Origin of the sequence: Micropruina sp. (assembly GCF_047606365.1) — a bacterium.
Taxonomy (GTDB): Bacteria; Actinomycetota; Actinomycetes; order Propionibacteriales; family Propionibacteriaceae; genus Micropruina.
Genome location: NZ_JASGEN010000135.1, coordinates 1 through 25,411 on the forward strand (window position 1 = coordinate 1; position 25,411 = coordinate 25,411).

The following is a 25,411-nucleotide window of genomic DNA, read 5'->3' on the forward strand; positions in this document are numbered from 1 at the left end:
CCGGTCGGCGCTGCGGCCGAGCCGTCCGGCCGCGGCGTAGGCGCCGAGCAGCACCGGCACCCCGGCCAGCGCGGCGACGCCGAGTTGCCAGGCGATCGGAGTGACGGCGATCGCGATCGCCAGCGGCAGCAGCACCGCGCTGATCAGCGGGGTGACCATGTAGACCAGCAGTCCGACCAGGTCAGGGCCGGTGCTGGCGATGGCCTGCCGGGTGGTGGCGGTGTTCTCACCGGTGAACCAGCCCAGCCGGACCTGCGCAACCCGGTCGGCGACGGCGTGCTGCCCGGTGTCGAGCAGCCCGAAACCGAGGTCGAAGCTCAGCCCGGCCACCAGCCAGTCGACCGCCCAGCCGGCCAGGGTGACCAGCACCAGCGCCGCCACCCAGGGCCAGGCCTGGCTGGGTTCGACACCGAACAGGGCGGCGAGCAGTGGCACCAGCAGCACCGCACCGGCGGCGCGCAACACGACGCCGAGCACGGTCAGCGCCAGGTGCTTCACGACCCGGCCACGGCTATCGGCGGGCAGCAGGGCGAGCAGGGTCCGGATCATCGGGCCTCCTCGCTTCCGGCGCCCAGCAGGACGCGGGTGGCGTCGGCGTCCCACAGCTTCCGGTAGCGGCCGTCGCGGGCGAGCAGTTCGTGGTGGCTGCCGGTCTCGGCGACCCGGCCGTGGTCGAGCACGACGATCCGGTCGACGCCGGTGATGGTGTGCAACCGGTGGGCGATGACCAGCACGGTGCGGCCGGCGGTGAGCCGGTCCAGGGCACGCTGCACCAGGTACTCCGATTCGGGGTCGGCGAACGCGGTGGCCTCGTCCAGCACCAGCACCGGGGTGTCAGCCAGGATCGCCCGGGCGATGGTCAGCCGTTGCCGCTCGCCGCCGGACAGCGCGGCGTCCGGGCCGAGCACCGTGTCATAACCGTGCGGTAGCCGAGAGATCCGGTCATGCAGCTGGGCCGCTCGCGCCGCCTGTTCGACCTCGGCGTTGGTGGCCTCCGGACGCGCCAGCGCGATGTTCTCGCGCACGGTGCCGCGGACCAGTTCGGCGTGCTGGAAGACGAAGCCGACCCGGGTGTACAGCTCGTCGGCGGTGAGTTCCCGGACGTCGCGGCCGCCGACCCGGATCGCCCCGGTCTCGACGTCGTGGAACCTGGCCAGCAGCGCGGCCAGGGTGGATTTGCCCGACCCGGACGGCCCGACCAGCGCGGTGACCGTGCCCGGCTCCAGGGTGAGCGTGACATCCTGCAGCACCGGCACGCCGGGACGGTAGGAGAACCCCACGCCGTCGAACTCGACCCGGCCGGACGCGGCGTCCGGACGCGACATCGAGGCGGCGGTCTCCAGCACCGGTTCGTCGAGGGCGACCTGGACGCGGCGGGCGGCCAGCAGGCCGGTGCGCAGCCCGGACAGTCCGTAGCCGATGCCGAGCAGCCGGGCACCGAAGGTGGTCCCGAGCAGCAGGAACGGCAGCAGCGACGCCGGCGCCATGCTGCCGGAGGCGACCAGCAGCGTACCGAGCACCACGATCAGCAGCAGTGACGTGGTCGGCCTGGTGGCCAGATCCATCAGCGTCTTCTGCCGGATGAACGGCCGCTGCCAGTCGTTCAGGAAACCGATGTACTCACCCAACCGGGCCCGGAAGGTCGAAGCGGCCGCACCGCCGAACACCCGCACCACCGGCTGGCCCTCGATGTAGGCACCGGCCTCGCCGTTCATCCGCTCGGCCCAGCGCAGCGCCTGCGAGGTCTTCGGGCCGGACTGGATCACCATCACCGCCATGGTGAACACGTAGACCAGCACCGGCAGGAACAGCAGCAGCGCGATCCGCCAGTCGACGGCGAACAGGTAGACCAGCACCACGACGGGTGCCACCACGGCCTCAACGGCGTCCGGCACCGCATGGGTGACCAGGTAGTGCAGGGCCAGGGTGTCGTCCTGGATCAGCTGTTTGACCTGACCCGAACCGCGCGCGTCGAACCAGCCCAGCGGAAGCCGAGCCAGCTTGCCGAGCAGCCGTTCGCGCAGCTCGCGTTCGAACCGGGCGTCCACCCAGTGCAGCCACAGCAGCAGCGCCGAGGAGAGCAGCGCGCCGGTCGCCATCAGGCCGACCGCCCAGAACCCGATCGCCCACAGTTGGCCGGCTTCAGCGCCGCTGAGCAGCAGCCGGGCGAGTTCGGCGAGCAGGAAGAACGGTGCCAGTTCAACCAGGGTGATCAGCCCACGGACGACGCCGCCGACGATCAGCGTGGAGCGCAGCGGTGCCAGCAGGCGTCCGGCCGCTTGGGCGCGCCAGCTGCCGCGGTTCGCCGAGGTCGGCTCGGCCGTCTCGGGTGAGGTCTCGGACGGCGCCGGCTCCGGTTCGGGGACGGCAGCGGGCTGCTCGGTCTTGGGCTGGCCGCGCAGGGTGCCCATCGCCCGGCCCTCGATCCAGTACGCCTGTTGGTGCACCTCGGATTTCGGGAAGCCGAACTCGTCGCGCAACCGAACCCGCAACTGCTTCAGGGACGCCGACTCCGGCGCCGCCCAGGCGTACCAGTTCGACCAGTCCCGGGCTTCGATCGCCGCCGCCAGCGAACCCGGACCGCGCCGCGGCACCCAGTGGGTGCGCAGCCGGGGATGCTCGGGCAGCGGGATCAGCCGGTCGTCCGGATCGTGCTCCTCCAGGTACAGCTCGATGGGCACCTCGGCCGGAACGGTGGCCAGAATGCCGGCGATCCCCGGCATGGACGCCGAGTCGCCGATCAGCAGGTAGCCGGCCGGGAGCTCGTCGGGCAGCTCGAATTTGGACGAGCCGAGGTTGGTCAGCCCGATCGTCGTGCCGGGCTGCGCGGCCAGCGCCCAGACCGAGGCCGGGCCGGCCGGCTGGTGCAGCACCACGTCGATCGCGAAGGCACCGGACGCCTCGTCGGCCTCGCTGATCGTGTAGGCCCGCTGGTGCTCGACCTCGCCGCCGTCCGGATCGGGGAACCAGAACCGCAGCCACGCAGTTGGCGCCGCCACCGCGTCCGAGAACAACGTCGGCGACACCATCCGCACCCGCAGGAACTTCGGGGTCAGGAACTCGGTGCCGGTCACCGTCGCCTGGTGATCGCGTGCCCCGAAGCCGCGCATCACCGCGCCCTGGAATCCTCGCTTGGCCATCAGACTCCCTCTCCGGCCGCGCGTAGGTCGGCGATGATCTGCCCGACCGGCCGTCCGGGCGGTGCAGCGGCGAGCAGCCCGCCGAGGGCGGCGGTCAGCATCAGCCGGACGTATTCCTCCGCTTCGACGACCGGCAGGTCGGCATGCCCGGACGCCAGCCGCTCATCGGCCCGCAGCGCGGCGAGCGCATCGTCGCGCTGGCCGTTCAGCCCGTCGGTGCGGTCGCGTTGCGCCTCCTCGGCCGCCGCGTAGCCGATCGCCAGCGACGCCACGGCGGAACTCAGCACGATCGCGGCGTCCTCGGCGTAGCCGCGGCGGACCAACGCCGCCAGCTCGTCTGCCATCAGCCGGCGTCCGCTCTCACCGCGCGGGAACAGGGTCTGCAGATAACCGGCGAGCCCGGGCCGGTCCAGGATGAACGCCCGCAGCTGCAGCCCGAACGACAGCAGGTGCCGCAGCGTGTCGTGCGCCGGATCGTCAACCAGCACCAGATCGCCCAGCAGGCTCTCACCCACCAACCGCTCCAGCCCCCAGCGGCCGTCGACATGGCGGTACAGCGCCGTCGCCGTGACGTCCAGGCGTGCCGCGACGGCATTCAGGCTCAGCCTGTGCAGACCCAGCTCGCGTCCGGCCCGGACGATGTCGACGGTGTCGATCTGCCGCGGCCGGCCGCCGATGCGGGTCGCCGCCACGTCCTCGCTCAGCTCAAAGTTGATACCCATAACTAAGGGTAGGCTAACTTCCATCAGCTGAGGCGCCAAAGCTGCCCGCCGCTTGGACGCGGTGCCAAGATCGAGGTGTGCCGACTCCGATCGAAGACCTCGCATTACTCAGCAACTGCCGCACCGCGGCACTGGTCTCCCGCGAGGGCGAGGTGGAGTGGCTCTGTCTGCCGCGGCTCGACTCGGCCTCAGTGTTCGCCGCCCTGCTCGGGGACACCGACGACGGCAGCTGGCGGCTGCGGCCGTCCGAGACCGGCGCGCGCGCCGAGCGCCGCTACGACGGCGACACGTTCATTCTGGTGACCCGATGGGAAACGCCGACCGGGGTGGCCGAGGTGCACGACTTCATGCCGGTCGGCCTCGACCAGCAGGCGGCGATCGACCGGACCGACCTGGTTCGTCGGGTGGTCGGCGTCTCGGGCGCGGTCGACTTCGATGTCGACCTGCGGCTCCGCTTCGACTACGCCCGCGCCCTGCCCTGGGTGCGGCAGACCGGCAGCAAGGCCGATCCTGAGCTGATCGCGATGGCCGGCCCGGACGCGGTGGCGCTGCGCGGCGTCCGGCTGCACGCCGAAGGACATCAGCACCAAGGCAGCGTCCGGATCGCTGCCGGGCAGCAGGTCGACCTCACCCTGACCTGGTTCCCGTCGTTCCGCCCCACCCCCGAGCCGCTGGACGTCGACCGCGCGCTCAGCGAGACCCGGCACTGGTGGCAGTCCTGGGCCGACCGGATCGAGCACGAGGGCGAGTACCGACCCCAGGTGGTGCGATCGCTGCTGGTGCTGCGGGCGCTCACCAACCACGACACCGGCGGCATCGCAGCCGCGGCCACCACGTCATTGCCCGAGGACATCGGCGGGGTCCGGAACTGGGACTACCGGTTCGTCTGGTTACGCGACGCGGCACTCACCCTGGAGGCGCTGCTGGCTCACGGCTTCCTCAAGTTGGCCGAGCATTGGCGCACCTGGCTGCTGCGGGCGGTGGCCGGCGACCCGGCCGACCTGCAGATCATGTACGGACTGGCCGGCGAACGGAACCTGCCCGAGCGTGAACTGCCGCAGTTGGACGGCTACGCGGGGTCGCGTCCGGTCCGGATCGGCAACGGCGCTGCACTGCAGTATCAGGCGGACGTGGTCGGCGAGGTGATCGTCACGCTCTCCGCCGGGCGCGAGGCCGGGCTGACCGAGTCGGCGTTCTCCTGGCCGCTGGAGAAGCACCTGGTGCAGTACGCGGCCGAGCAGTTCGAGCGTCCCGACAACGGCATCTGGGAGATCCGCGGCGAGCCGAGGCATTTCACCCATTCGCGGGTAATGATGTGGGCGACCTTCGACCGCGCCGTCCGGGCGGTGGAGCAGCATGGGCTGGCCGGTCCGGTGGAGCATTGGCGCGAGTTGCGGCGGCGGGCCCGCGACGAGATCGACAGCCAGGGGGTCTCGAACGGCCACTTCGTCCAGTACTACGGCACCGACGAGGTGGACGCGTCGCTGCTGTTGCTGCCACAGGTCGGCTATTGCGCGCCGGACGATCCGCGCATGCTGGCCACGGTGGAGCGGATCGAACAGACCCTGATCCGCGACGGGCTGGTGCTGCGCTACCGCACCGCCACCGGCGTGGACGGGCTACCCGGCGGTGAGCACCCGTTCCTGGCCTGCTCGTTCTGGTTGGTCGAGCAGTACGCCACCACCGGACGCACCGCGGACGCCGAAGCGCTGATGGGCCGACTGTGTTCGTTCGCCAACGACCTCGGTCTGCTGTCCGAGGAGTACGACCCGGTCGGCAACCAGCAGGTCGGCAACTTTCCGCAGGCCTTCTCGCATCTGGCACTGGTCCGCGCCGCGGATGCGCTGTGCGGGTCCGGACGCCAGCCGCGCTGAGCACCGATCATCGTCGGTCGAGCTTGTCGAGGCCCTCTGGCGGCTTTCGACAAGCTCAACCAGCGGTGGTCATCGGATCAGGCCTCAGCAGGTGAGCCGAGACCCGGGCATGGTCGGCCGAGCCCATGTGATTTGCTGGTCCGCGTGACCTCCACCAGCGCCCGCACCGAGTCCAACCTGCCCCGTCGGGAGCGTGAGGCGCGCGGCATGACGGACTACTGGGACGTCCGTTCCGCCGACTACGACGCCACCCATGAGGTCGCCGACCGCGGCACCTGGCGACGCGTACTCGGCGAACTGGTCGGGGACGACCGCGAGTTGCGCATCCTCGACGTCGCCACCGGCACCGGGCTGATCGCCAATCTGCTCGCCGAACAGGGCTACTCGCACGTCACCGGCGTCGATCTGTCCGAGGGCATGATGAGTCACGCCCGCCGCTACGCCGCCGAGCATGGACTGACGGTCGACTATCGCGTCGGCAACGCCCTCGAACTGCCGTTCCCGGACGCCTCGTTCGACGTGGTGATCAGCTCCCGGCTGCTCTGGACGCTGACCGAACCGGACGCCGCCGTCCGGGAGTGGGCCCGCGTCCTGGTACCGGGCGGCAGCCTGATCGCGATCAACGAACTCGAACCCGGCGAGGGCATCCGGCTGAGCCCGTTGGACGACTACCGGGCGAAGGCCCGGGTGGACGAGTTGCCGTTCGCGAACGCCGACATCGACGACATCCTGGCCGCGCTGACCTCCGCCGGGCTGCTCGGCGCCCGGATGCAGCACCTACCCGGCTGCCACCTGGTCAAGCGCGACCGGGAGAACTGGTTCGCCTTCGTCGCGAAGAAGGCCGCCGTCCACCCCTGACCCCCCGCCCCCGGGTCACCGCACCCGAGCCCGATCCCCGGGTCCCTCCGGCCACCGGCCAGCCTCCCCCAACCACTTCGCCTTGCTTTGGCGTCCTTTCCTTGGTTCAAACAGCGGAAACGAACGCGAAGCAGGGCGAAGTAGTCGTGAGGGGACGGGAGGCCCGAGGGCACTGGGGGCCGAATGGGCGGGGGTCAGGGGCGGGGCGGGTCCGAGTGGGTGTGCATGCGCATGCCGGTCTCGTTGAAGATGCTGATCACCTGAGCCGGACGGCCGCCCGCGGCACTCATCGCGTGCGGGGTGCGGGTGTCGAACTCGGCGGCCTCTCCCCTGGTCAGCACGAGGTCCTGCTCACCGAGCCGCAGCCGGAGGCGTCCGGACAGCACGTAGAGCCACTCGTAGCCCTCGTGCACCTTCAACTCATCGCACTGTTTCGTCGGCGGATAGGTGATCTTGTAGGTGTGGATCGGCGAACCCTCGGGAGCCAGCGGCACGATCAGCATGCCGTCGCGCCGGATGGCCGGACGCCGCACGCGTGGGTCGGGCGCCTCGTCGGCCAGCAGGTCGTCGACGCGGATGCCGAGCTGCCGGGTGAGCGGCACCAGCAGCTCGAGGGTGGCCTGCCGCTTGCCTGACTCCAGCCGGGACAACGTGCTGGCCGACACCGACGCCCGCGCCGCCAACTCGTCGAGCGTCCAGCCGCGTGCTTTGCGTGCCGCGCGGAGCCGGATTCCCACCTGGTCGAGCACGTCCACCATCGCCCCTCCTTGCATATTCAGCAAACTCATTTGCAACTATGCCACCCTCGGACAACGATGGCGGCATGACGGATTCCGAGTGGGACGTGGTGGTGATCGGGGGCGGTCCGGCCGGGCTGGCCGCCGCTTTGATGTTGGGCCGGTCGCGGCGCCGGGTGCTGGTGATCGACGCCGGTAGCCCGCGCAACCGGTTCGCAACGCATATGCACGGCGTACTCGGTAACGAGGGTGTCGATCCGGCCGACCTGCTGGCCCGCGGCCGCGCCGAGGTGGCCGAGTACGGCGTGCAGGTGGTCGACGGCTCGGTCGCGCGGGTGGATCTCAGCGAGCGCGGCGTCCGGGTCGAGGCGACCGACGGCACGACGCATGAGGCGCGCGCGGTGCTGGTCGCCACCGGCCTCACCGACGAACTGCCACCGGTTCCCGGGCTGGCCCAGCGCTGGGGCACCACGGTGCTGCACTGTCCGTACTGCCACGGCTGGGAGGTCCGCGATCTCCGGCTCGGCGTGCTGCTCACCTCACCCCTGGCGATCCACCAGGCGGAGTTGCTGCGGCAGTTGAGCGACCAGGTGACGGTGTTCACCGCCGGCATCGAGGTGCCGGACGCGACCCGGCACCGGTTGCGCGCCCGCGGCGTCCGGCTAGTCGATGCGGCGGTCACCGAGATCGCCGGCGAGGGCGAGGTCATCGAGGCGGTGCGTACCGCGGACGGCGGCAGCCACCCCATCGACGCACTGTTCACCGCCGGGCGTCCGCGCGGCCACGAGGACTTTCTGGAGCACCTCGAACTGGCCCGCACCGAGACCCCGTTCGGCAGCTTCCTGGCCGTCGACCCTGCCGGGAAGACCAGCAACGAGCGGATCTGGGCGGCCGGTAACGTGGCCAGCCCGATGGCGAACGTGCCGATGTCGATCGGCGCCGGCACGATGGCCGGCGCGGCCCTGAACGGCGCCCTGGCCGGCTGGGACTTCGACGCCGCCGTCCACAGCGACTGGCCCGAGGTCGCCCCGGTCGACTTCTGGGAAGAGCGCTACGCCGGCTCGGACGCGGTCTGGTCGGGACGGGTCAACCACAGCTTCGCCTCGGTGGTCTCCACCCTGGACGCCGGCACGGCGCTGGAGTTCGGCTGTGGTGAGGGCGCGGACGCGATCTGGCTGGCCCAGCAGGGCTGGCAGGTGACCGGCGTCGACATTTCACCGACCGCCATCGGACGGGCCACCGAGGCCGCCACGAAGGCCGGGCTGGCGCCGAACGGCGTCCGTTTCGTCGCGGCCGACCTCGCCGACTGGTCGACCGACGACGCGTATGACCTGGTCACAGCCAGCTTCCTGCACTCACCGGTCGCCTTCGACCGAACCTCGGCACTACGCAAGGCGGCCGGCTACGTCCGCCCCGGCGGCCACCTGCTGGTGGTTTCACACGCCGCTGCACCTCCGTGGTCCGAACGCCTGTCCGACCATCATCACCACTTCCTCGCCCCCGCCGAGGAGGTCGAGGCGCTCGCAGTCGACCCCGCCGAGTGGACGACGGAACTGGCCGAAGTCCGCACCCGTCCCGCCACCGCCCCCGACGGCCAGCCGGCCACCCTGGACGACACCGTGATCCTGCTCCGCCGGTCCGCCTGACTCGCCCGACTGGGCCCGGCCCCACTGGATATCACTTCGCCCTGGTTTGGCGTCCTTTCCATGGTTCAAACCTGGTGAATGAACCCGAACCAGGGCGATGTGCAGCCGGGGCCGCAGGATGCGGGCCGCAGGGGTGAGGTGGGCCCGGGGGCAACGGGGGGTCTGGGCAGGTTTGTGACCGCCGGACGAAATTGTGGACGGCGAAAAGTCTGTCGGCATCTTCTGTGGATAACGTCCTATGGACGGTCAACTGATGCTGGACTCATCGGCATGTCCGTACGCCTGACTCGCGATCTCAACGCCGAGGGGTTCGGCTCCGGTGCCATCCGGAGGATGGTGCGAGACGAGCAGCTGACGCGGATCCGGCGGGGTGGCTTCGCTTCCAGCGACCAGGTCGCCAACCATCGGCAGCTGATCGACACCACCATCCCGCGGCTCGGTCCGGGGAACGTCCTGAGTCACAACTCGGCGGCCTGGTTGCACGGCCTACCTGGCGACAACCGGAAACTGGCTCGGGTCACGGTCACCAAGCCTGGCAAGGGCGGCAACTCGATCGGACCCTACGTGCATCGCTATCGGACGCCGCTGCCCGACGACGACATCGAGGTGGTGGACGGCCTCGCCCGAACCGTGCTGGCCCGGACGGTGGCTGACATCGGACGCTGCAGCGAGCTGGGTTTCGCTGTGGCTGCTGCCGACGCGGCGCTGCGGCGCGGAATGAGCCGCGACGACCTGGACCTGCAACTCCAGGCCAGCCGTCGGCACGGGATCCGACGGGCCCGCACCATGGCTGAGTTGGCCGACGCTCGCAGCGAGTCGGCCGGGGAGTCGCTCAGCCGGGTGACGATCTGGCGCCTCGGCCTGCCAACCCCGGAACTGCAGTACGAGATCGTCGTCCAAGGAATCCACTACCGCGCCGACTTCGCCTGGCCTGACCTGCGGGTGCTGGGCGAGTTCGACGGCAAGGTGAAGTACGGCGCATTGCTACGTCCCGGCGAGACTGCTGACGATGTCGTGATGCGCGAGAAGCGCCGCGAGGCCGCCCTGCGCGCCGCCGGCTGGTGGGTGGTTCGCTGGACCTATAAGGAAGCCTTCCGGCCCACACTGCTCGAGGGCTTACTTCGTCCGGCCCTGTTCAGCACCCACTAACCAGCCCCCATCCCGGCAGCCGCCGTCCGCCCCGCCGTCCGGCTTGGGCCTGGCTCAACGACTTCGCCCTGGTTTGGCGTCCTTTCCATGGTTCAAACCAGGTAGATGAACCCGAACCAGGGCGAAGTGGATCTGGGCGGCCGGACCGGGACGGCCGGTGGGGACGGCGGCCGGTGGGGCCGGCGGTCAGCGGGGGCGTCCCACCAGGTCAGTACCCGGAGCGCCTGGAGGGTGACCCATTTGGAGGGTTCACCGGTGGGGACGTCGGGGTGGAACCAGACTCGTCCGGCCAGGCGGTGGCCCTGCAGCCAGCGGCCGTCGGGCTGTCGCTGGGCGCGGAGCCGTTCGATCGCCTCCGCCATCCGCGGATCGGGGGCGGCGCCGTCCGCGATCGCGCCGGCCCGCAGGTAGTCGGCGGCGGCCAGCACGTGGTAGTAGGCGCGGCGCGGGTGAGCCAGGCTGAACACGTGCTCGTTGAACGGCTCACCGGTCGACAACCGGCGGAACAGGCCGCGACGCAGCAGGTACTCCTCACGCCACGGCGGTCTCGACAAGCCCGGCCAGCGAGAAGATCGGTGGTACCACTCAGGAGCTGGGGTACCGCTACTCCACGAGTTCGGACAGCTCCAGCCAGCGTTCCTCGAGGTCGCCGACCTGGGTCTGTTTCGCCTCAATCTCGGCCATCTTGGCGGCCAGCCCGACATAGTCGGTGTGGTCGTGCTCGGCCAGCGCGGTCTGGGCGGCGTGGATCTCGTCGGTCAGCTTGGCGATCCGGCGTTCGACGGATGCCAGTTCCTTCTGCAACGCGCGCAGTTCCGCGCCGGACAGGTCCGCACCGTTGGTCGAGCTTGTCGAGACCCCCTCCCCGACCGATCCGGACGCGGTCGATCCGGACGCCGCCTGTCCCGCCCGCAGCCGCAGATACTCATCCACGCCGCCCGGCAGGTGTCGCAGGTGTCCGTCGATGATCGCGTACTGCTGGTCGGTGACCCGTTCGACCAGGTAGCGGTCGTGCGAGACCACCAGCAGTGTGCCGGGCCAGGAATCGAGCAGGTCTTCCATCGCGGCCAGCATGTCGGTGTCAACGTCGTTCGAAGGCTCATCGAGGACCAGGACGTTGGGTTCCGAGAGCAGCACCAGCAACAGTTGCAGCCGCCGCTTCTGCCCGCCGGACAGCTCCCCCACCCGGGCCGACAGGTGCTCGCGGGCGAAGCCGAGCCGCTCCAGCAGCTGCGCGGGGGTGAGTTCGCGACCGTCGATCTGATAACTGGTCCGGGTTCGGGCCAGCACCTCGCGAACCCGGTCGCTGGCGATCTCGGCCAGCGCGTCGAACTGCTGGTCGAGCACCGCCAGCTTCACCGTCTTGCCGCGCTTCACCCGTCCGGACGTCGGCCGCACCGTGCCCGCGACCAGGCCCAGCAGGGTCGACTTGCCGGCACCGTTGGCACCCATGATCGCCGTCCGCTCGCCGGGAGCGATCCGCCATTCGATGCCGCGCAGCACCTCGTTGTCGCCGAACCGGACGCCGGCGTCGATCAGGTCGACGACGTCCTTGCCGAGCCGGGCGGTGGCCAGCCGGCTCAGTTCCAGCCGGTCCCTGGGCGGCGGGACGTCCTCGATCAGTTGGTTGGCGGCGTCGATCCGGAACTTGGGCTTCGACGTCCGGGCGGGTGCGCCGCGGCGCAGCCAGGCCAGCTCCTTGCGCATCAGGTTCTGCCGTTTGGCTTCGACGGCGGCCGCCTGCCGGTCGCGCTCCACCCGTTGCAGCACGTAGGCGGCGTAGCCGCCCTCGAACGGTTCGACGATCCGGTCGTGCACCTCCCAGGTGGCGGTGGCGACCTCGTCCAGGAACCACCGGTCGTGGGTGACCACCAGCAGCCCGCCGGCGTTGCGCGCCCAGCGTCCGTTGAGGTGGGCGGCCAGCCAGGTGATGCCTTCGACATCGAGATGGTTGGTGGGCTCGTCGAGCGCCACCACGTCCCAGTCGCCGACCAGCAGCGCGGCCAGCGCGACCCGGCGTCGCTGCCCGCCGCTGAGCGTGTCGACCACGGCTTCGAAGTCGAGGTCGGCGACCAGGCCGGCCAGCACGTCCCTGATCTTCGGGTCGGACGCCCAGGCGTGGTCGGGCTGGTCCCCGACGATCGCCGCCCGCACCGTCACACCGGAGGGCAGCGCGTCCTCCTGGGTGAGCATGCCGATCCGGACGTCGCCGCGCCGGCGCACCCAGCCGCCGTCCGGTTCGAGGCGTCCGGCCAGCAACCGCAGCAGCGACGACTTGCCGTCGCCGTTGCGGCCGACGACGCCGATCCGGTCACCCTCGTTGACGCCCAGCGTCACCGAGTCGAACACGACCCGGGTCGGATACTCCAGGTGCAGCGCCTCGGCTCCGAGCAGAAAACCCACCGGTCAAGGGTAGGGGGACGCCCGCGGTGCGCCGCCCGGCGTCCGGCTCAGGACCCTCCGGTGGCCACCGGCTTCTTGGCCTGCAACGCCTTGAGCACCGCCGGATCCTGCAATTGCATCCAGGCGATCACGTCGGAATAAGTGGTGCAGTAGGTGTCCGGCTTGCCGCAGGTGCTCTTCATGAAATCCATCGCCGCGGGATTGAACGCGTTGCCGTTCCAGCTGTTGAAATGGTTCGCGACCAACACCGGCGCCCGATTGCCGCGATAGGCCTGCTGATACATGTAGTCGTAGGTCTTGCGCACCTTCTGCCGCAATTCCGGGGCACGGCCGGGCTGGTTCCTGCCACCGTTGAATGTGACCCACATGTTGTAGTCCATCGCCATCACGCTGCGCTTGAACCCGGGCGAATAGACGTAGGGCATCTGGAACTCCCAGATTCCGCGCACCTTGACCGGCCAAGTGATTCCCCCGCTGAGGCTGAGCGAGGAGTCGTAGGTCATGCCGTACTTCTTCCAAGCCGGCGCCATGGCCGCGAGCTTGCCTTCCAGGCAGGGCGTCCGACCGCCCTTGATGTCCTTCGGCGTCACGTGCAGGTCGGGCACGTCGTCGCCCCAGCCGTTGAGCTTCTTGTAGTCGGTGAGGAACTTCATGAATTGGCCGAGTTCAGAGTTCCAGTCCGCGGTCGACCAACTGTTGCCGGCATGCCCCGAACCGGAGCAGAAATGACCGTTGTAGTGGGTGCCGATCTCGTCGCCGGCGGCGACCGCGTGATTCAGGTCTTTGATCAGGGTCACCACGTCGGCCTTGCTGCCGCCGAAACCGATCGAGGCCTTGCCGGGGGCATGACCCGGGCCGACATATTTCGTCCGGTTCTGGTTGGTCAGCAGATAGATGCCGGAGAGGAAACCGACGAAGCGGGAATCGGTCGGCTTCGCCGCTGCCCGGAACTGCTGCCATCGGGTGTGGCTGCCGGCGCCGTCGAAGGAGAAGATCACGAACTGCGGCGGCTTCTCACCGGGTTTGAGTTTGGTCATCGGCACGTTGCTGGCCGGACGTCCGGGCTTGGAGGGGTTGCTCGGCTGGGGGCTGGTCGGGCTGCCGCTCGGTGACGGGCTCGGCGCGGCTGGGCTGGTGGTGCCGGGCCCGGTCGGCGTCTCGGCGGGTCCGGACGCCCCGGGTGCGGCCGAGCAGCCCGCCATCAGCAGTGCAGCCAGGCCGGCTGTCCATACCCTGCCCGCCGTCAGCCTGCGTCGTTGCATTCTGTCGCCCCTCCGTCGAGTCAGCCGCGACCTGCCAGCACCCGATCGGACGCCGACTCGCACGGGTCGGCCCGTGCGGTACGGCTGCGGTCGTCTCGGTGAGTCTAGGCGCACCCTTCCCGCCCTCGCCGGGGATCGGGCAAGCTCGGCGTGGCGCCGCGAGCTGCTCCTTCTGTCGGAGGGTTCTGCGAGAATCGGCTGGATGGAGCCCCTCGCCACGCCGTTCACGGCCACCTACCGCCTGCAGTTGCACCGCGGCTTCACTCTCGACGACGCGGCAGCAGCCGTACCCCAGCTGGCCGCGCTGGGCGTCAGTCACCTCTACCTGGCACCGATCCTGACCGCCGTACCCGGGTCGCAACACGGCTACGACGTACTCGACCACACCGCGATCAACCCCGAACTCGGCGGCCGCGAGGCCTTCGAGCGCCTCGCCGCCCAGTGCCGCGCGAACGGGCTGGGCATTGTGGTCGACGTGGTGCCCAACCACATGGCGCTGGTCGCCGGCCAGTGGCGCAACGCACCGCTGTGGGATGTCCTGCGGCACGGCCGCGAGTCGACGTTCGCGCACTGGTTCGATGTCGACTGGGAGCATCTCGGCGACCGGTTCGGGCTGCCGATCCTCGGCGGCCCGCTCGCCGACACCCTGTCGGAGCTCCAGCTCGATACCGGACGCGAGGACGAGGGCCCGGCGGCCGGCCAACCGGTGCTGCGCTACTACGAGCATGTCCTGCCGCTGCGCCCGGACGGGCCCGCGACATCCGACCTGGCCGAGCTTCTCGCCGCTCAGCATTGGCTGCTCGCCTCACACACCGAGGCGGCCGAGGTGCTCAACTACCGGCGGTTCTTCGAGGTCGACCAGCTGGTCGCCGTCCGAGTCGAAGAGCCGGACGTGTTCGACGCCACCCACGAACTGCTGTTGGAACTGCACCATGCCGGCCTGATCGACGGTTTCCGGATCGACCATCCCGATGGCCTGGCCGATCCGGAGGGTTATCTGGCGCGGCTGGCAGCCGCCTGCCGTCCGGGGACGCCGATCTGGGTGGAGAAGATCCTGGAGGGCGACGAGCGGCTGCCCGACTGGGCCTGTCACGGCACCACCGGCTACGACGCGGCCGCGGTGATCGACGCCGCGCTGGTCGATCCGTCTGCGGTCGACGCCGTCAGCACCACCTGGGCGGCGACCGGGGGCGAGCCGGTGCTGGCCGCCTGTGTCGAGGGCTGCAAGCGGCAGGTGCTGGCCCAGTTGCTGCAGCCCGAGCTGAACCGCCTGCAGCGGGCAGCGGTCGCCGCACTGCCCGGCACCGACCCGGCCCGGCTGCGCGCCGCGCTGTCGGAATTGCTGGTCCAGTTGCACGTCTACCGCGCCTACGTCACCCCGGGCACGCCTGCTGATCCCGCTCTGGTCGCGCCGCTGCACCAGGCTCTGGAACGGGTGCGGGCCGACCGTCCCGACCTGGCCGAGGTCGCGGTCACCCTGGCCGGCGTGCTCGAACGACCCGAAACGGCGCCCGGTGACACCGACGCCGCCCGTGACCTGTGCGTCCGGTTCCAGCAGACCACCGGGCCGGTGATGGCGAAGGGCATCGAGGACACCGCCTTCTACCGCTGGCACCGACTGGTCGCGCTGAACGAGGTGGGCGGCGACCCGGCCCACGGCGAGCATCCCGGGGTGGAGGCCCTGCATGCCTGGGCCGCGCACCAGGCCGACCGCTGGCCGCTGGGTATGACGACGCTGTCCACCCATGACACCAAGCGCAGCGAGGACGTCCGGGCCCGGCTGCTGGCGCTGGCCGGCGACGGCGCGTCGTGGACCCGGATCGCCAACCTCGCCGCCGGGGCGGCGGTGCGGCACGGGGTGGACGCCCCCACCGGGCACCTGGTCTGGCAGACCGTCGCCGGCACACCCGGGCTGACCGCCGAAAGGTTGGACGCCTACCTGACCAAGGCGTTGCGCGAGGGCAAACAGCGCACCAGCTGGCTGCATCCCGACGACGACTACGAACAACGCGTCCAGGCCCTGGGCGTGGAGATCCTGGCCGGCGGGCCGGTCGGCGACGCCATCGCCGAGGCCGCACACGCCAACGCCGAGGCGATCCGCACCCTCACGCTGGCCCAGAAGCTGCTCCAGCTGACCCTGCCCGGTGTCCCCGACACCTATCAGGGCGCGGAGTTGCTGAACCTGACCCTGGTCGACCCGGACAACCGGGCCGACATCGACTTCGCCGCGCACGCCGTCCGGCTCGCCGCGCTGGATGCCGGCAACGGCTCGGCAGACGATCTCGACGACGAGGTGCTGCTGGTCACCTCACGCACCCTGCGGCTGCGCCGGGACCGCCCGGACGACTTCGCCGCCGGCTACGCCCCGCTGCCGCTCGGCGACGGCCTGCTCGGCTTCACCCGCGGCGACGACATCGCGGTGGCCGTGCGCCGGCTGCCCCGGACGCCGCTGCCGGCGTCCGTGCCGCTGCCCGAGGGCGAATGGGTCGACATGTTCACCGGTTCCCGCCACCGCGACGGCACCGGTTCGCCGTTCGATGCGTTGCCCGTCGCGTTGCTGGTGAGGACGGCCTGATGCTGCAGCGTTACTCGGTGTGGGCCCCCGAGGCCGAGCGGGTCGACGTCCATCTGGGCGTGGACGGGGCACGGGTGGAGCCGATGTCACCCGACGGCGGCGGCTGGTGGTCGGTGGACGCCGACCCCGGCGACGGCCGCTACGCGTTCTCGCTGGACGGCGGTGACCCACTACCCGACCCGCGGGCCCGCCGGATGCCGGACGGCGTCCACGCGGCCAGCGCACTGGTCGATCCGGCCGACTTCGACTGGACCGACGACGCCTGGAAGGGCTGTCCGTTGAAGGGCTCGGTGATCTACGAGGTGCACATCGGCACGTTCACCGACGCCGGCACCTTCGACAGCGCCATCGAACGACTCGACCATCTGGTCGACCTCGGCATCGACGTGATCGAGGTGATGCCGGTGGCGTCCTTCCCGGGACGCAACGGCTGGGGCTATGACGGGGTGGCGCTCTATTCGGTGCACGAGCCGTACGGCGGACCGGCCGGTTTGCAGCGTTTCGTGGACGCCGCCCACGTCCGCGGGCTGGCGGTCTGGCTCGACGTCGTCTACAACCACCTCGGACCGGTCGGCAACTACCTGCCGCAGTTCGGCCCGTACTTCACCGACCGGCACCAGACCCCGTGGGGTGTCGCGGTCAACCTGGACGGCCGGGGCAGCGACGAGGTGCGCGCCTACTTCCTGGACAACGTCCGGCAGTGGCTGCTCGACTACCACCTGGACGGGCTGCGGCTGGACGCGGTGCACGCCCTGCACGACGAGTCCGCGATCCACCTGCTCGAAGAGCTCGCGACGCTCGCCGAGGACATCGGCACCGCCACCGGCATCCCCAGGGTGCTGGTCGCCGAGTCGGACCGCAACGACCCCCGCACCGTCGCGGTGCCGAGTGCGGGCGGGGCCGGCGGCCTCGGGCTGGACGGCCAGTGGGCCGACGACATCCACCACACCCTGCATGTCCTGCTGACCGGTGAAACCCAGGGCTACTACGCCGATTTCGCCGATCCGCAGGCGCTGCCGAAGGTGCTGGCGCACACCCCGTTCTTCCACGACGGCGTGTACTCCAGCTTCCGCGGACGCCGGCACGGTCGTCCGATCGAGCCGTCCATCACACCCGGCTGGCGCTACGTCGGCTCGCTGCAGACCCACGATCAGATCGGCAACCGGGCCACCGGTGAGCGGCTGAGCCACCTGGCCGGCCGGGGCCGGGCCGCGATCGGGGCGGCGCTGCTGCTCACCTCGCCCTACACCCCGATGCTGTTCATGGGTGAGGAGTTCGACGCCTCGACGCCGTGGCAATACTTCACCGATCACGAGGAGGAATGGCTGGCCGAGTCGATCCGCACCGGACGGCAGGCCGAGTTCGCCGAGCACGGCTGGTCGGGCAACGTCCCCGACCCGCAGGATCCCGGCACGGTGGACACCTCCACCCTGAACTGGGCCGATCTGGACGACCCGGAACGGCAGGAGTTCCTGGACTGGTACAAGACGCTGCTGCGGCTACGGCGCGAACTGCCCACCGTCCGCGACGCCGCGCTCGGCGAGGGCGCGGTCGTCCGCAAGGGCGACCTGCTGCTGGTCCGCCGTGGCACCGTCGAGGTGCTGGCCAACCTCAGCGACGAACCCGGCCGGCTCACCGTCCCGGACGGCTCCGAGCTGCTGGCCCGCTTCGGCGAGGTCGTGCTCACCTACGCCGGCGAGGTGGCCCTCGGCCCGCAAAGCGTCGGCCTGCTCCGGGCGCCCCTGCCGGACATCACCGGCGAGATCCCGCGCATCGTCGTGTGACCTGACCGAGCGAGATCCCGGAGCAAGTCCGGGATGACGGAACCGCCGCCTACCTCGTCATCCCGGCGAACGCCGGGATCTCCTCCCGAAGTCGCACATCCGGGGACGGTTCTCCGGCGTCCGAAATTCGCACGCCAGGGGACGGTTCTTCCGCATTCGAAAATCGCACGCCAGGGGACGGTTCTCCGACGTTCGAAAACCGCACGAGAAAGAACCGTCCCTGGACGTTCGAAAACCGCACGCGGAAGAACCGTCCCCCGACGTTCGAACCACACTGGCGGAGGATGGCGACCGGTCAGGCGTCCGCAGACTCGGGTTCTTCGGCGACCGCCCGGGTGACGTCGCGCAGCTGCAGCCACCAGGGGTTCTTCGGACGGCGGAAGGTGCGGTCCATCAGGCCCATCATGGACGCCACCGGCACGTCGGTGATCTGCGATTCGGTCAGCCCGACCAGGTAGCTGCCGTCGGCGTCCATGTTGAACTCGTCGGCGATCAGGTCGAGCCCGTGACCGACCAGCCGGGTGGCCAGCAGCCGGTCGAACGGGGTCGGTGAACCGCCCTGCTGCTGGTGTCCGAGCACCCCTTGCCGGACGTCGTAGAGGCCGCGGCCCTCCTCTTCCAGCAGCCGCGCGATGAAGTCGGTCGTGTAGTGCTCATTGGCCCGCTCGTTGCGCACCGCCAGGAACAGCGACCGTCCGGCGGCGAACGAGCGCCGCAGCCATTTCACGTCGTCGTTGAGCTGGTCGAGGCTGACCCCCTCTTCGTGCAGGTAAATCCGCTCGGCGCCGCCGGCCAGGCCGCCCATCAGGGCCAGGTAGCCGCAATAGCGGCCCATCGTCTCGACCACGTAGCAGCGGGTGGTCGCCGACGCCGACAGCTTGATCCGGTCGATGGCCTCGACGATCACGTTGAGGGCGGTGTCGGCACCGATCGCCAGCTCGGAGCCGGGCAGGTTGTTGTCGATGGACGCCGGCACACAGACGATCGGAATCCGGAAGGCCGGGTAGCGTTCCCGCTCGGCGTGCAGCAGATGGGCCGCCTGGTAGGCGTTCCAGCCGCCGATCACCAGCAGCGCGTCGATCCGGTGGTCCTCCAGCTGGCGGCTGATCTTGTACAGCTCCTCCAGGGTGGGGATGGTCCGCCGTACGCCCAGGTTCGCGCCGCCGTCGGCCGTCCAGGCCTCCACGTCACCCCAGTTCAACTCGCTGATGCGGCCGTCCCGCAGGCCGGGGAAACCGTCGTGGATGCCGAGCATGGTGTGTCCACGGCTGATCCCCAGCCGGACGGCGGCCCGCGCGGCGGTGTTCATGCCCGGGGCCAGGCCGCCGCCGTGAATGATGCCGATCCGCTTCGCGCCCTCACCGGCCGCCACCCGGGACGGCTCGGTCAGCTCGGCGAACAGCTGGTTCATCGTCTCGAACGACCCGCCCCGCTTCGCCATCGCGGCGGTGTAGTCGCCGGATTCGATCAGTGCCGGCACCTCGCGGGTGTTGCGGACCGCCTCCATCAGGTCGACCGACGCCACCCGGTTGCCGCGGAAGCCGAACACCCGGCCCGGCGTGTCGGCGTCCGCGGTGAGCAGCGCGCGGGCCGCCTCGTAGCCCAGCCAGGTGGAGCACCAGCGATCGAAGGCGCTGGGGCTGCCACCACGCTGGACGTGGCCGAGGATGGTGACCCGGGTGTCCTCGCCGAGCCGCTCCTCCAGCGTCGCCCGGACGTATTCGGCCGAGATCGGGTTGCCGGAACGGTCGGTCGCACCCTCGGCGACCAGCACGATCGAGTCTCGGCGTCCGGCGGACCGGCCGCGGCGCAACTCGGCGCACATCCTGTCCTCCCAGCCGTCGGCCGGCGGGTTCTCCGGGGTGAGCACATAGTCACAGCCGCCGGCGACGGCCGCCATCAGCGCGAGATAGCCGCAGTGCCGGCCCATCACCTCGACCACGAAGCTGCGCTGGTGGCTGGCGGCGGTGCTGGCCAGGTCGTCGATGGCGGAGACGATGCGGTGCAGCGCCGAATCTGCCCCGATCGTCATGTCGGTGCCGACCAGGTCGTTGTCGATGGAGCCGACCAGGCCGGCGATCATCAGCGCCGGATGTTCGGCGGCGGTCGCGGCGTCCAGTTCGCCGGCTTCGACCAGTTCGGCCAGCAGTTCCGGCCATTCGGTGCGGAAGGCGTCCAGGCCGGACAGGCTGCCGTCGCCGCCGATCACCACCAGCCGGTCGATACCGGCGGCCAGCAGGTTGCGGGCAGCGATGCGGCGTCCGTCACGTTCCCGGAACTGCTTGCTGCGGAAGGTGCCGATCACGGTGCCGCCGCGGTGCAGGACATTGCCGACGTCGTCCCAGCCGAAGCGGCGAATGCCGTCGCCGCCGTCGATCATGCCCTGGTAGCCCTCGAAGATGGCGTACACCTCGGCGCCCAGCGTGATCGCCGTCCGGACGACAGCTCGCACCGCCGCATTCATACCCTGGGCGTCGCCGCCGCTGGTCAGGATGCCGATCCGCTTGCCGGCGCCGATGAGTTCGACCATGGCTCAATCCTGGCGAACTCCGGATCGGCCCGGCCAGGAAACCGGAGAATGTTCAGCTATTCGTCGCTGGTCGTCCGTCGGTGGAGCGTGTCGGGAGAACCAGCGGTTGAGCTTGTCGAAATCTGGATCTCGACAAGCTCGATCAACGGGTGGTGGGCTCGACGGGCAGACGGCTACGAGACGATCTGTTCCTGCTCGATGATGGCGTCACGCAGCTCGCGGCGACGACGCTGTTCGGCCGGATCGGGCACCGGCACCGCCGCCAGCAGCCGCCTGGTGTAGGGGTGCTGCGGGTCGGAGACGATCTCCTTGGTGGGGCCGACCTCGACCAGGTAGCCGTGCCGCATCACCGCGATCCGCTGGCTGAGCATCTCGACCACCGCCAGGTCGTGGCTGATGAACATGCAGGCGAAGCCGTACTCGGCCTGCAGGTCCTGGAACAGCTTCAGCACCCGTGCCTGCACCGACACGTCGAGGGCGGACGTCGGCTCGTCGGCGATCAGCAGCTTGGGCTGCAACGCCAGTGCCCGGGCGATGCCGATCCGCTGCCGCTGCCCACCGGAGAGTTCGTGCGGGTACCGGTTCCGCATCGAACGGGGCAGCTGGACGCTGTCCAGCAGGTTCTCCACCCGTTTCGACAACTCGGAGCCCCTCAGCCCGAGGTGCAGCATGATCGGCTCACCGATCGACTCACCGACCGGCAGCCGCGGGTTCAGCGACGACCCCGGATCCTGGAAGACGATGCCGACCTCCTTGCGGAACGGCTTCAGCTCGCTCGGTTTGGCGTTGGTGATGTCACGTCCGTTGATGATCAGCCGGCCCTCCACCACGGGCAGCAGGGCGACCGCGGCCCGTCCGATGGTGGTCTTGCCCGAACCGGACTCGCCGACCAGGCCGATCACCTCGCCCGGGTCGATCCGCAGGTTGATGTGGTGGGCCGCGCGGAAGGCCGCCCGCCGTCCCTGCTTGGGGTATTCGATGGCGACGTCGTCCATCAGCAGCGCCGGGGTGGCCGTCGACGTGGTCTCCGGCATGGGGACCCCGGCCTGCTCGCCCTCGGCGACCAGGGTGAGCCGGGCGTGCGGCAACTCCTCCTCGGCGGTCGCCGATCCCAGGTGCGGCACGGACGCCAGCAACTGCTTGGTGTACGGATGCTGAGCCCGGTTGAAGATGTCGTCGGAGGTGCCGTGCTCGACGACCTGGCCGTCCTTCATCACCACGATCCGGTCGGCCATGTCGGCCACCACACCCATGTCGTGGGTGATCAGGATGATGGCCGCCGTCACGCGTTCGCGCAGCTCGCGCATCAGCTTCAGGATCTCGCCCTGCACCGTGACGTCGAGCGCCGTGGTCGGCTCGTCGGCGATCAGCAGCTTCGGGTCACAGGCCAGCGCCTGGGCGATCATGATGCGCTGCCGCTGGCCACCGGAGAGCTGGTGCGGGAATTTGTCGAAGCTGTCCACGGGGTCGGGAATCTCCACCAGCCGCATCAGGTCGATGGCCCGTGCCTTGGCCGCGGACGGCGCCATCACGAAGTGGGTACGCAGCGTTTCGACGATCTGGAAACCGACCGTGTAGACCGGGTTGAGCGCGGTCATCGGCTCTTGGAAGATCACCGAGATCTCATTGCCCCGGACGTGCTGGAGCTGACCGATCGTCATTCCGATCAGTTCGGTGTCCTTGAGCTTCGCCGAGCCGGTCGCGCGTCCGTTCTTGGGCAGCAGGCCGATCAGGCTCATCGCCGACTGGGTCTTGCCCGAGCCGGATTCGCCCACGATCGCCAGTACCTCGCCGGCCTTGAGGTCGTAGGTGAGGCCCTTGGCAGCGGTGAACCACGACCCGTTGACCCAGAAGTTCACGCTCAGGTCGCGGACCCGCAGGATCACATCGCCCTTGTTGACCGGGCCGCCGATGGTCTTCGACAGCCGGACGGCGTCCTGCAGATGATTGCCGGAGCTGTTCTCCTTGTCGAGCGTGGTCACTTCGCGCCTCCCTCGGTCGCGCCCTGCGGCACGATCTGTGCCATCGCCTTGTCCATCTGTCGTTGCGACGGAATCTTCTTGGTGCGCGGATCGAAGGCGTCGCGTAGCCCGTCACCGATGAAGTTGATGCTCAGTGCGATCAGGATGATGAAGAGGCCCGGCCACCAGAACAGCCACGGACGGGTGGCGAACGCACCCTGGTACTGCGAGATCAACAGGCCGAGTGACACATTCGGCGGCTTGACGCCGAAGCCGAGGAAGCTCAGCGCCGCCTCCAGGACGACGGCCGCCGACATCGTCAGGGTGGTGTTCACGATGATGACGCCGACCGCGTTGGGCAGGATGTGCTTGCTGATGATCCGCCAGTCGCTCGCCCCGGCCACCCGGGCCGCGTCGACGAACTCCCGTTCGCGCAGGGTGAGGAACTCGCTGCGCACCAACCGGGCAAGACCCGTCCAGAGCACCAGGCCGAGCACCACCGCCAGCAGCAGCGGCAGATTGTCGCGGATCACCTGCGTGGCCGAGTACGGCCAGTCCAGTTTGGCCGGCAGGGTGTTGATCAGCCGGCCCAGGACGGCGCCGATCACGATGACCGGCAGGGTGATCACCAGGTCGGTGAACCGCATCAGCACGGTGTCGGTCCTGCCCCGGTAGTAGCCGGACAGCGCACCGACGGCGACACCGATGATCAGGGTGATCAGGCCCAGCACCACCATCACCATCAGCGAGGTCTGGATGCCCTTCATCACCAGGGAGAAATTGTCGCGGCCGATGTCGTCCTGACCGAAGGGGTGCTCGCCGAGCGAGAACGGGAACAGGGTCAGCGTCGGCGCTGCCCCGTTCACGATGTTGCCGCTGGCGTTGTAGTCCTGAATGCGCCACCAGCCACGGATGCCGAACAGGCCCATCGAGGACAGTGCGAGCAGTGCCACCACGGCGAGCGTGATGATGCCTCCCATGGCGCCCTTGTGCCGGATGAAACGGCCCCAGACGATCTGTCCCTGGGAGAGGCCCTCGACCTCCTTGCTGGTGCCCACTCCCTCGCCGCGGCCGAACGCCTCGTCGGTGGGGTCGAGCGGCTCCGCACCGGTGCCGGCATCGGGCAGCACCGCGAGCGGATCGCGCTCGACCGCGGCACCGGGGGTTTCGCCGGCCAACTCGGCCGCTATCGGCTGTTCCTCAGGGGTGACGCCGGGTGTCTGATCGTCGTTGCTCATGCGTTCACCCTGATCCTTGGGTCGAGAATGCCGTAGAGGAAGTCGGCCACCAGGTTGGCGATCATCGCCAGCGCTCCGGTGATCATGATGTAGACCATCACCGGGTCGATCTCACTGCCGGCCAGCGAGGTGACGAACATCCGCCCCATGCCGGCCCAGTTGAAGATTGTCTCGGTGATCACCGCGCCACCGATCATCGTGATGAAGTCGACCGGGACGATGGAGGCCAGCGGCAGCAGTGCGTTGCGCAGGGCGTGCCGGACGATCACCAGGCGTTCGGAGAGGCCCTTGGCGCGGGCGGTGCGGATGTAGTCCTGGTTCATCACCTCGAGCATCGAGCCGCGCTGGTAGCGGGTGTAGCCGGCGAACGAGATCATCACCAGGGCGATGGTGGGCAACAGCAGGTGCGTCCACTTGTCCAGCTGGCTGATCCAGAAGTCGCCACCCAGCCCCGGGGTCTCCGCCCCGATCGTGGCGATCGGACGGCGGTTGATCGCGCTGGCGTTCATGTAGAGCGGCCAGCCCTGCAGCACCCGGTCGACGTACACGGCGACCGACATGATCACCGCGACGACGACGGCGCCGCGCATCGACACCGCCCGGTCGGGCCCTCCCCAGGCCCAGCCGATCACCAGCGCCACCACGATGGCGACCAGCAGCAGGCCGAACAGCCAGACCTCGTTCATCGGCACGTAGACGAAAAGCCATTGCAGGCCGATGTAGATGCCGACACCCGCCACGGCCGTGGTGAGTGCGGAGTACAGAGCCCGCTTGTTGTTGATGCCCGAGAAGATCACCGTCACCGCGTAGGCGGCGGCCAGACCGATGATCGCCATTCCGACCAGGCCGATCTGAGGATTCAGCAGCCACCCGCTGAGCAGGATGTAGACCAACGACCCGAAGGTGATCACGAACGCGCAACCGAAGATGAGAGCTTGACGGCGAATCCCGACCCCGATGGCCCCCGCCCAGAACAACGCCGCGATCACCGATACGGCGATCACCGCGACCCAGTTCATGGTCGGGTTGTTCAGGTAGTCGTTGACGCCGATGGCGAGGTACTGCTTGAGCAGCACCGCCACCCAGAAGATCGGCAGCGCGTAGAGCACGAAGGAGACGAAGGTGATCGCGTAGTCGAAGGTGGTGTACTGCCGCAGGGCGCTGAGCAGACCGACCACGACACCGAGGATCAAAGCGATGACGGTGGCCGCGAAGACCAGTTGGATCGAGGTGAGCGCCGCGCCCCCGAGCATGTCGTTGACCGACTGCCCGGTGCGCCAGGCCATCCCGAAATCGCCTCGGACGAAATTGGTGAGCCACATCCAGTACCGCTGGTACCAGGGAAGATCCAGGTTGAGTTGGGCCACCCGAATCGCGATCAACTCGTCGCGATTCAGGGCCGGTGAAGTGCGCAGATCCTCCAACGGATCCATGGCGATATCGAGCAGCGCGTAGATCACGACGGAGAGGACCAACAACAGGCCGAGCGCAATCGCCAGTCTGCGTGCGATGAAGCGGAGCATTGCGTGCCT

At 69.6% G+C, this 25,411-nt stretch carries 16 protein-coding genes and 1 pseudogene; 6 read left to right on the forward strand and 11 right to left on the reverse strand.

Annotation, left to right across the window (positions count from 1 at the left end; translation table 11 throughout):
* The 3 genes and pseudogenes from QM624_RS15635 to QM624_RS15645 all read right to left on the reverse strand — a co-directional run.
* A pseudogene (locus QM624_RS15635) lies at positions 1 to 549 on the reverse strand (iron ABC transporter permease); the annotation flags it as partial.
* Positions 546 to 3,140: an ABC transporter ATP-binding protein/permease gene (locus QM624_RS15640; protein WP_415093449.1), complete on the reverse strand. Its 2,595-nt coding sequence runs from the start codon at positions 3,138 to 3,140 to the stop codon at positions 546 to 548. The gene QM624_RS15640 and the pseudogene QM624_RS15635, both read right to left, overlap by 4 nt.
* Positions 3,140 to 3,862 carry a hypothetical protein gene (locus tag QM624_RS15645; protein WP_415093451.1) on the reverse strand — a complete coding sequence of 241 codons (723 nt, stop codon included), beginning with the start codon at positions 3,860 to 3,862 and terminating at the stop codon, positions 3,140 to 3,142. Before QM624_RS15645 ends, QM624_RS15640 begins: the two co-directional genes overlap by 1 nt.
* Positions 3,863 to 3,939: 77 nt before the next feature.
* On the opposite strand from QM624_RS15645, the gene QM624_RS15650 reads away from it, so the two are divergent.
* Positions 3,940 to 5,736, forward strand: a complete 1,797-nt coding sequence (locus QM624_RS15650) for a glycoside hydrolase family 15 protein (RefSeq protein ID WP_415093453.1) — start codon at positions 3,940 to 3,942, stop codon at positions 5,734 to 5,736.
* A gap of 144 nt (positions 5,737 to 5,880) precedes the next feature.
* Positions 5,881 to 6,594: a class I SAM-dependent methyltransferase gene (locus QM624_RS15655; RefSeq protein ID WP_415093455.1), complete on the forward strand. Its 714-nt coding sequence runs from the start codon at positions 5,881 to 5,883 to the stop codon at positions 6,592 to 6,594.
* Positions 6,595 to 6,788: 194 nt separating this feature from the next.
* Here the strand turns inward: QM624_RS15655 and QM624_RS15660 are convergent, their stop codons facing one another.
* Complete coding sequence (locus QM624_RS15660; RefSeq protein WP_415093457.1) at positions 6,789 to 7,352, reverse strand: helix-turn-helix domain-containing protein; 564 nt, start codon at positions 7,350 to 7,352, stop codon at positions 6,789 to 6,791.
* Between the two features lie 65 nt (positions 7,353 to 7,417).
* Here QM624_RS15660 and QM624_RS15665 point away from each other — a divergent pair, with 65 nt between their 5' ends.
* Positions 7,418 to 8,977 (forward strand): FAD-dependent oxidoreductase, encoded by a 1,560-nt coding sequence (locus QM624_RS15665; RefSeq protein WP_415093459.1) that lies wholly within the window; start codon positions 7,418 to 7,420, stop codon positions 8,975 to 8,977.
* 270 nt (positions 8,978 to 9,247) lie between these two features.
* Positions 9,248 to 10,126 (forward strand): hypothetical protein, encoded by an 879-nt coding sequence (locus QM624_RS15670; RefSeq protein WP_415093461.1) that lies wholly within the window; start codon positions 9,248 to 9,250, stop codon positions 10,124 to 10,126.
* Between the two features lie 92 nt (positions 10,127 to 10,218).
* Here QM624_RS15670 and QM624_RS15675 read toward each other — a convergent pair whose 3' ends face one another.
* The 3 genes from QM624_RS15675 to QM624_RS15685 are packed head-to-tail and all read right to left on the reverse strand — an operon-like array spanning position 10,219 to position 13,791.
* Positions 10,219 to 10,680: a hypothetical protein gene (locus tag QM624_RS15675; RefSeq protein WP_415093463.1), complete on the reverse strand. Its 462-nt coding sequence runs from the start codon at positions 10,678 to 10,680 to the stop codon at positions 10,219 to 10,221.
* A gap of 49 nt (positions 10,681 to 10,729) precedes the next feature.
* Positions 10,730 to 12,529 carry an ABC-F family ATP-binding cassette domain-containing protein gene (locus QM624_RS15680; RefSeq protein ID WP_415093465.1) on the reverse strand — a complete coding sequence of 600 codons (1,800 nt, stop codon included), beginning with the start codon at positions 12,527 to 12,529 and terminating at the stop codon, positions 10,730 to 10,732.
* A 47-nt stretch (positions 12,530 to 12,576) separates the two neighbouring features.
* Positions 12,577 to 13,791 carry a hypothetical protein gene (locus QM624_RS15685; RefSeq protein WP_415093467.1) on the reverse strand — a complete coding sequence of 405 codons (1,215 nt, stop codon included), beginning with the start codon at positions 13,789 to 13,791 and terminating at the stop codon, positions 12,577 to 12,579.
* A gap of 202 nt (positions 13,792 to 13,993) precedes the next feature.
* Between QM624_RS15685 and treY the strand changes: the two genes are divergently transcribed.
* Both treY and treZ read left to right on the forward strand, forming a co-directional pair.
* Positions 13,994 to 16,366 carry a malto-oligosyltrehalose synthase gene (gene treY / locus QM624_RS15690; protein WP_415093469.1) on the forward strand — a complete coding sequence of 791 codons (2,373 nt, stop codon included), beginning with the start codon at positions 13,994 to 13,996 and terminating at the stop codon, positions 16,364 to 16,366.
* The gene (gene treZ / locus QM624_RS15695; protein ID WP_415093471.1) at positions 16,366 to 18,150 is read left to right on the forward strand and encodes a malto-oligosyltrehalose trehalohydrolase; all 1,785 of its coding nucleotides are present in this window, start codon (positions 16,366 to 16,368) and stop codon (positions 18,148 to 18,150) included. The genes treY and treZ overlap by 1 nt, the downstream gene beginning before the upstream one ends.
* 295 nt (positions 18,151 to 18,445) lie before the next feature.
* Here treZ and QM624_RS15700 read toward each other — a convergent pair whose 3' ends face one another.
* The 4 genes from QM624_RS15700 to QM624_RS15715 all read right to left on the reverse strand — a co-directional run bounded on the left by QM624_RS15700 (position 18,446) and on the right by QM624_RS15715 (position 25,402).
* Entirely contained in the window at positions 18,446 to 20,680 is a 2,235-nt protein-coding gene (locus tag QM624_RS15700; RefSeq protein ID WP_415093473.1) for a 6-phosphofructokinase, read from the reverse strand.
* Positions 20,681 to 20,853: 173 nt separating this feature from the next.
* A complete protein-coding gene (locus tag QM624_RS15705; protein ID WP_415093475.1) occupies positions 20,854 to 22,662 on the reverse strand; it encodes an ABC transporter ATP-binding protein in 1,809 nt (602 codons plus the stop codon).
* A complete protein-coding gene (locus QM624_RS15710) occupies positions 22,659 to 23,879 on the reverse strand; it encodes an ABC transporter permease (protein ID WP_415093477.1) in 1,221 nt (406 codons plus the stop codon). Before QM624_RS15710 ends, QM624_RS15705 begins: the two co-directional genes overlap by 4 nt.
* Positions 23,876 to 25,402: an ABC transporter permease gene (locus QM624_RS15715; RefSeq protein WP_415093479.1), complete on the reverse strand. Its 1,527-nt coding sequence runs from the start codon at positions 25,400 to 25,402 to the stop codon at positions 23,876 to 23,878. The genes QM624_RS15710 and QM624_RS15715 overlap by 4 nt, the downstream gene beginning before the upstream one ends.
* Positions 25,403 to 25,411 lie beyond the last annotated feature (9 nt).

Bases quoted from the DNA above. Each gene is read 5' to 3' on its own strand.
- QM624_RS15665 (WP_415093459.1), top strand. From the start codon at position 7,418: ATGACGGATTCCGAGTGGGACGTGGTGGTGATCGGGGGCGGTCCGGCC.
- QM624_RS15640 (WP_415093449.1), bottom strand. From the start codon at position 3,140: ATGGCCAAGCGAGGATTCCAGGGCGCGGTGATGCGCGGCTTCGGGGCA.
- QM624_RS15715 (WP_415093479.1), bottom strand. From the start codon at position 25,402: ATGCTCCGCTTCATCGCACGCAGACTGGCGATTGCGCTCGGCCTGTTG.
- QM624_RS15700 (WP_415093473.1), bottom strand. From the start codon at position 20,680: ATGGTCGAACTCATCGGCGCCGGCAAGCGGATCGGCATCCTGACCAGC.
- QM624_RS15645 (WP_415093451.1), bottom strand. From the start codon at position 3,862: ATGGGTATCAACTTTGAGCTGAGCGAGGACGTGGCGGCGACCCGCATC.
- QM624_RS15685 (WP_415093467.1), bottom strand. From the start codon at position 13,791: ATGCAACGACGCAGGCTGACGGCGGGCAGGGTATGGACAGCCGGCCTG.
- QM624_RS15660 (WP_415093457.1), bottom strand. From the start codon at position 7,352: ATGGTGGACGTGCTCGACCAGGTGGGAATCCGGCTCCGCGCGGCACGC.
- treZ (WP_415093471.1), top strand. From the start codon at position 16,366: ATGCTGCAGCGTTACTCGGTGTGGGCCCCCGAGGCCGAGCGGGTCGAC.
- QM624_RS15670 (WP_415093461.1), top strand. From the start codon at position 9,248: ATGTCCGTACGCCTGACTCGCGATCTCAACGCCGAGGGGTTCGGCTCC.
- treY (WP_415093469.1), top strand. From the start codon at position 13,994: ATGGAGCCCCTCGCCACGCCGTTCACGGCCACCTACCGCCTGCAGTTG.
- QM624_RS15710 (WP_415093477.1), bottom strand. From the start codon at position 23,879: ATGAGCAACGACGATCAGACACCCGGCGTCACCCCTGAGGAACAGCCG.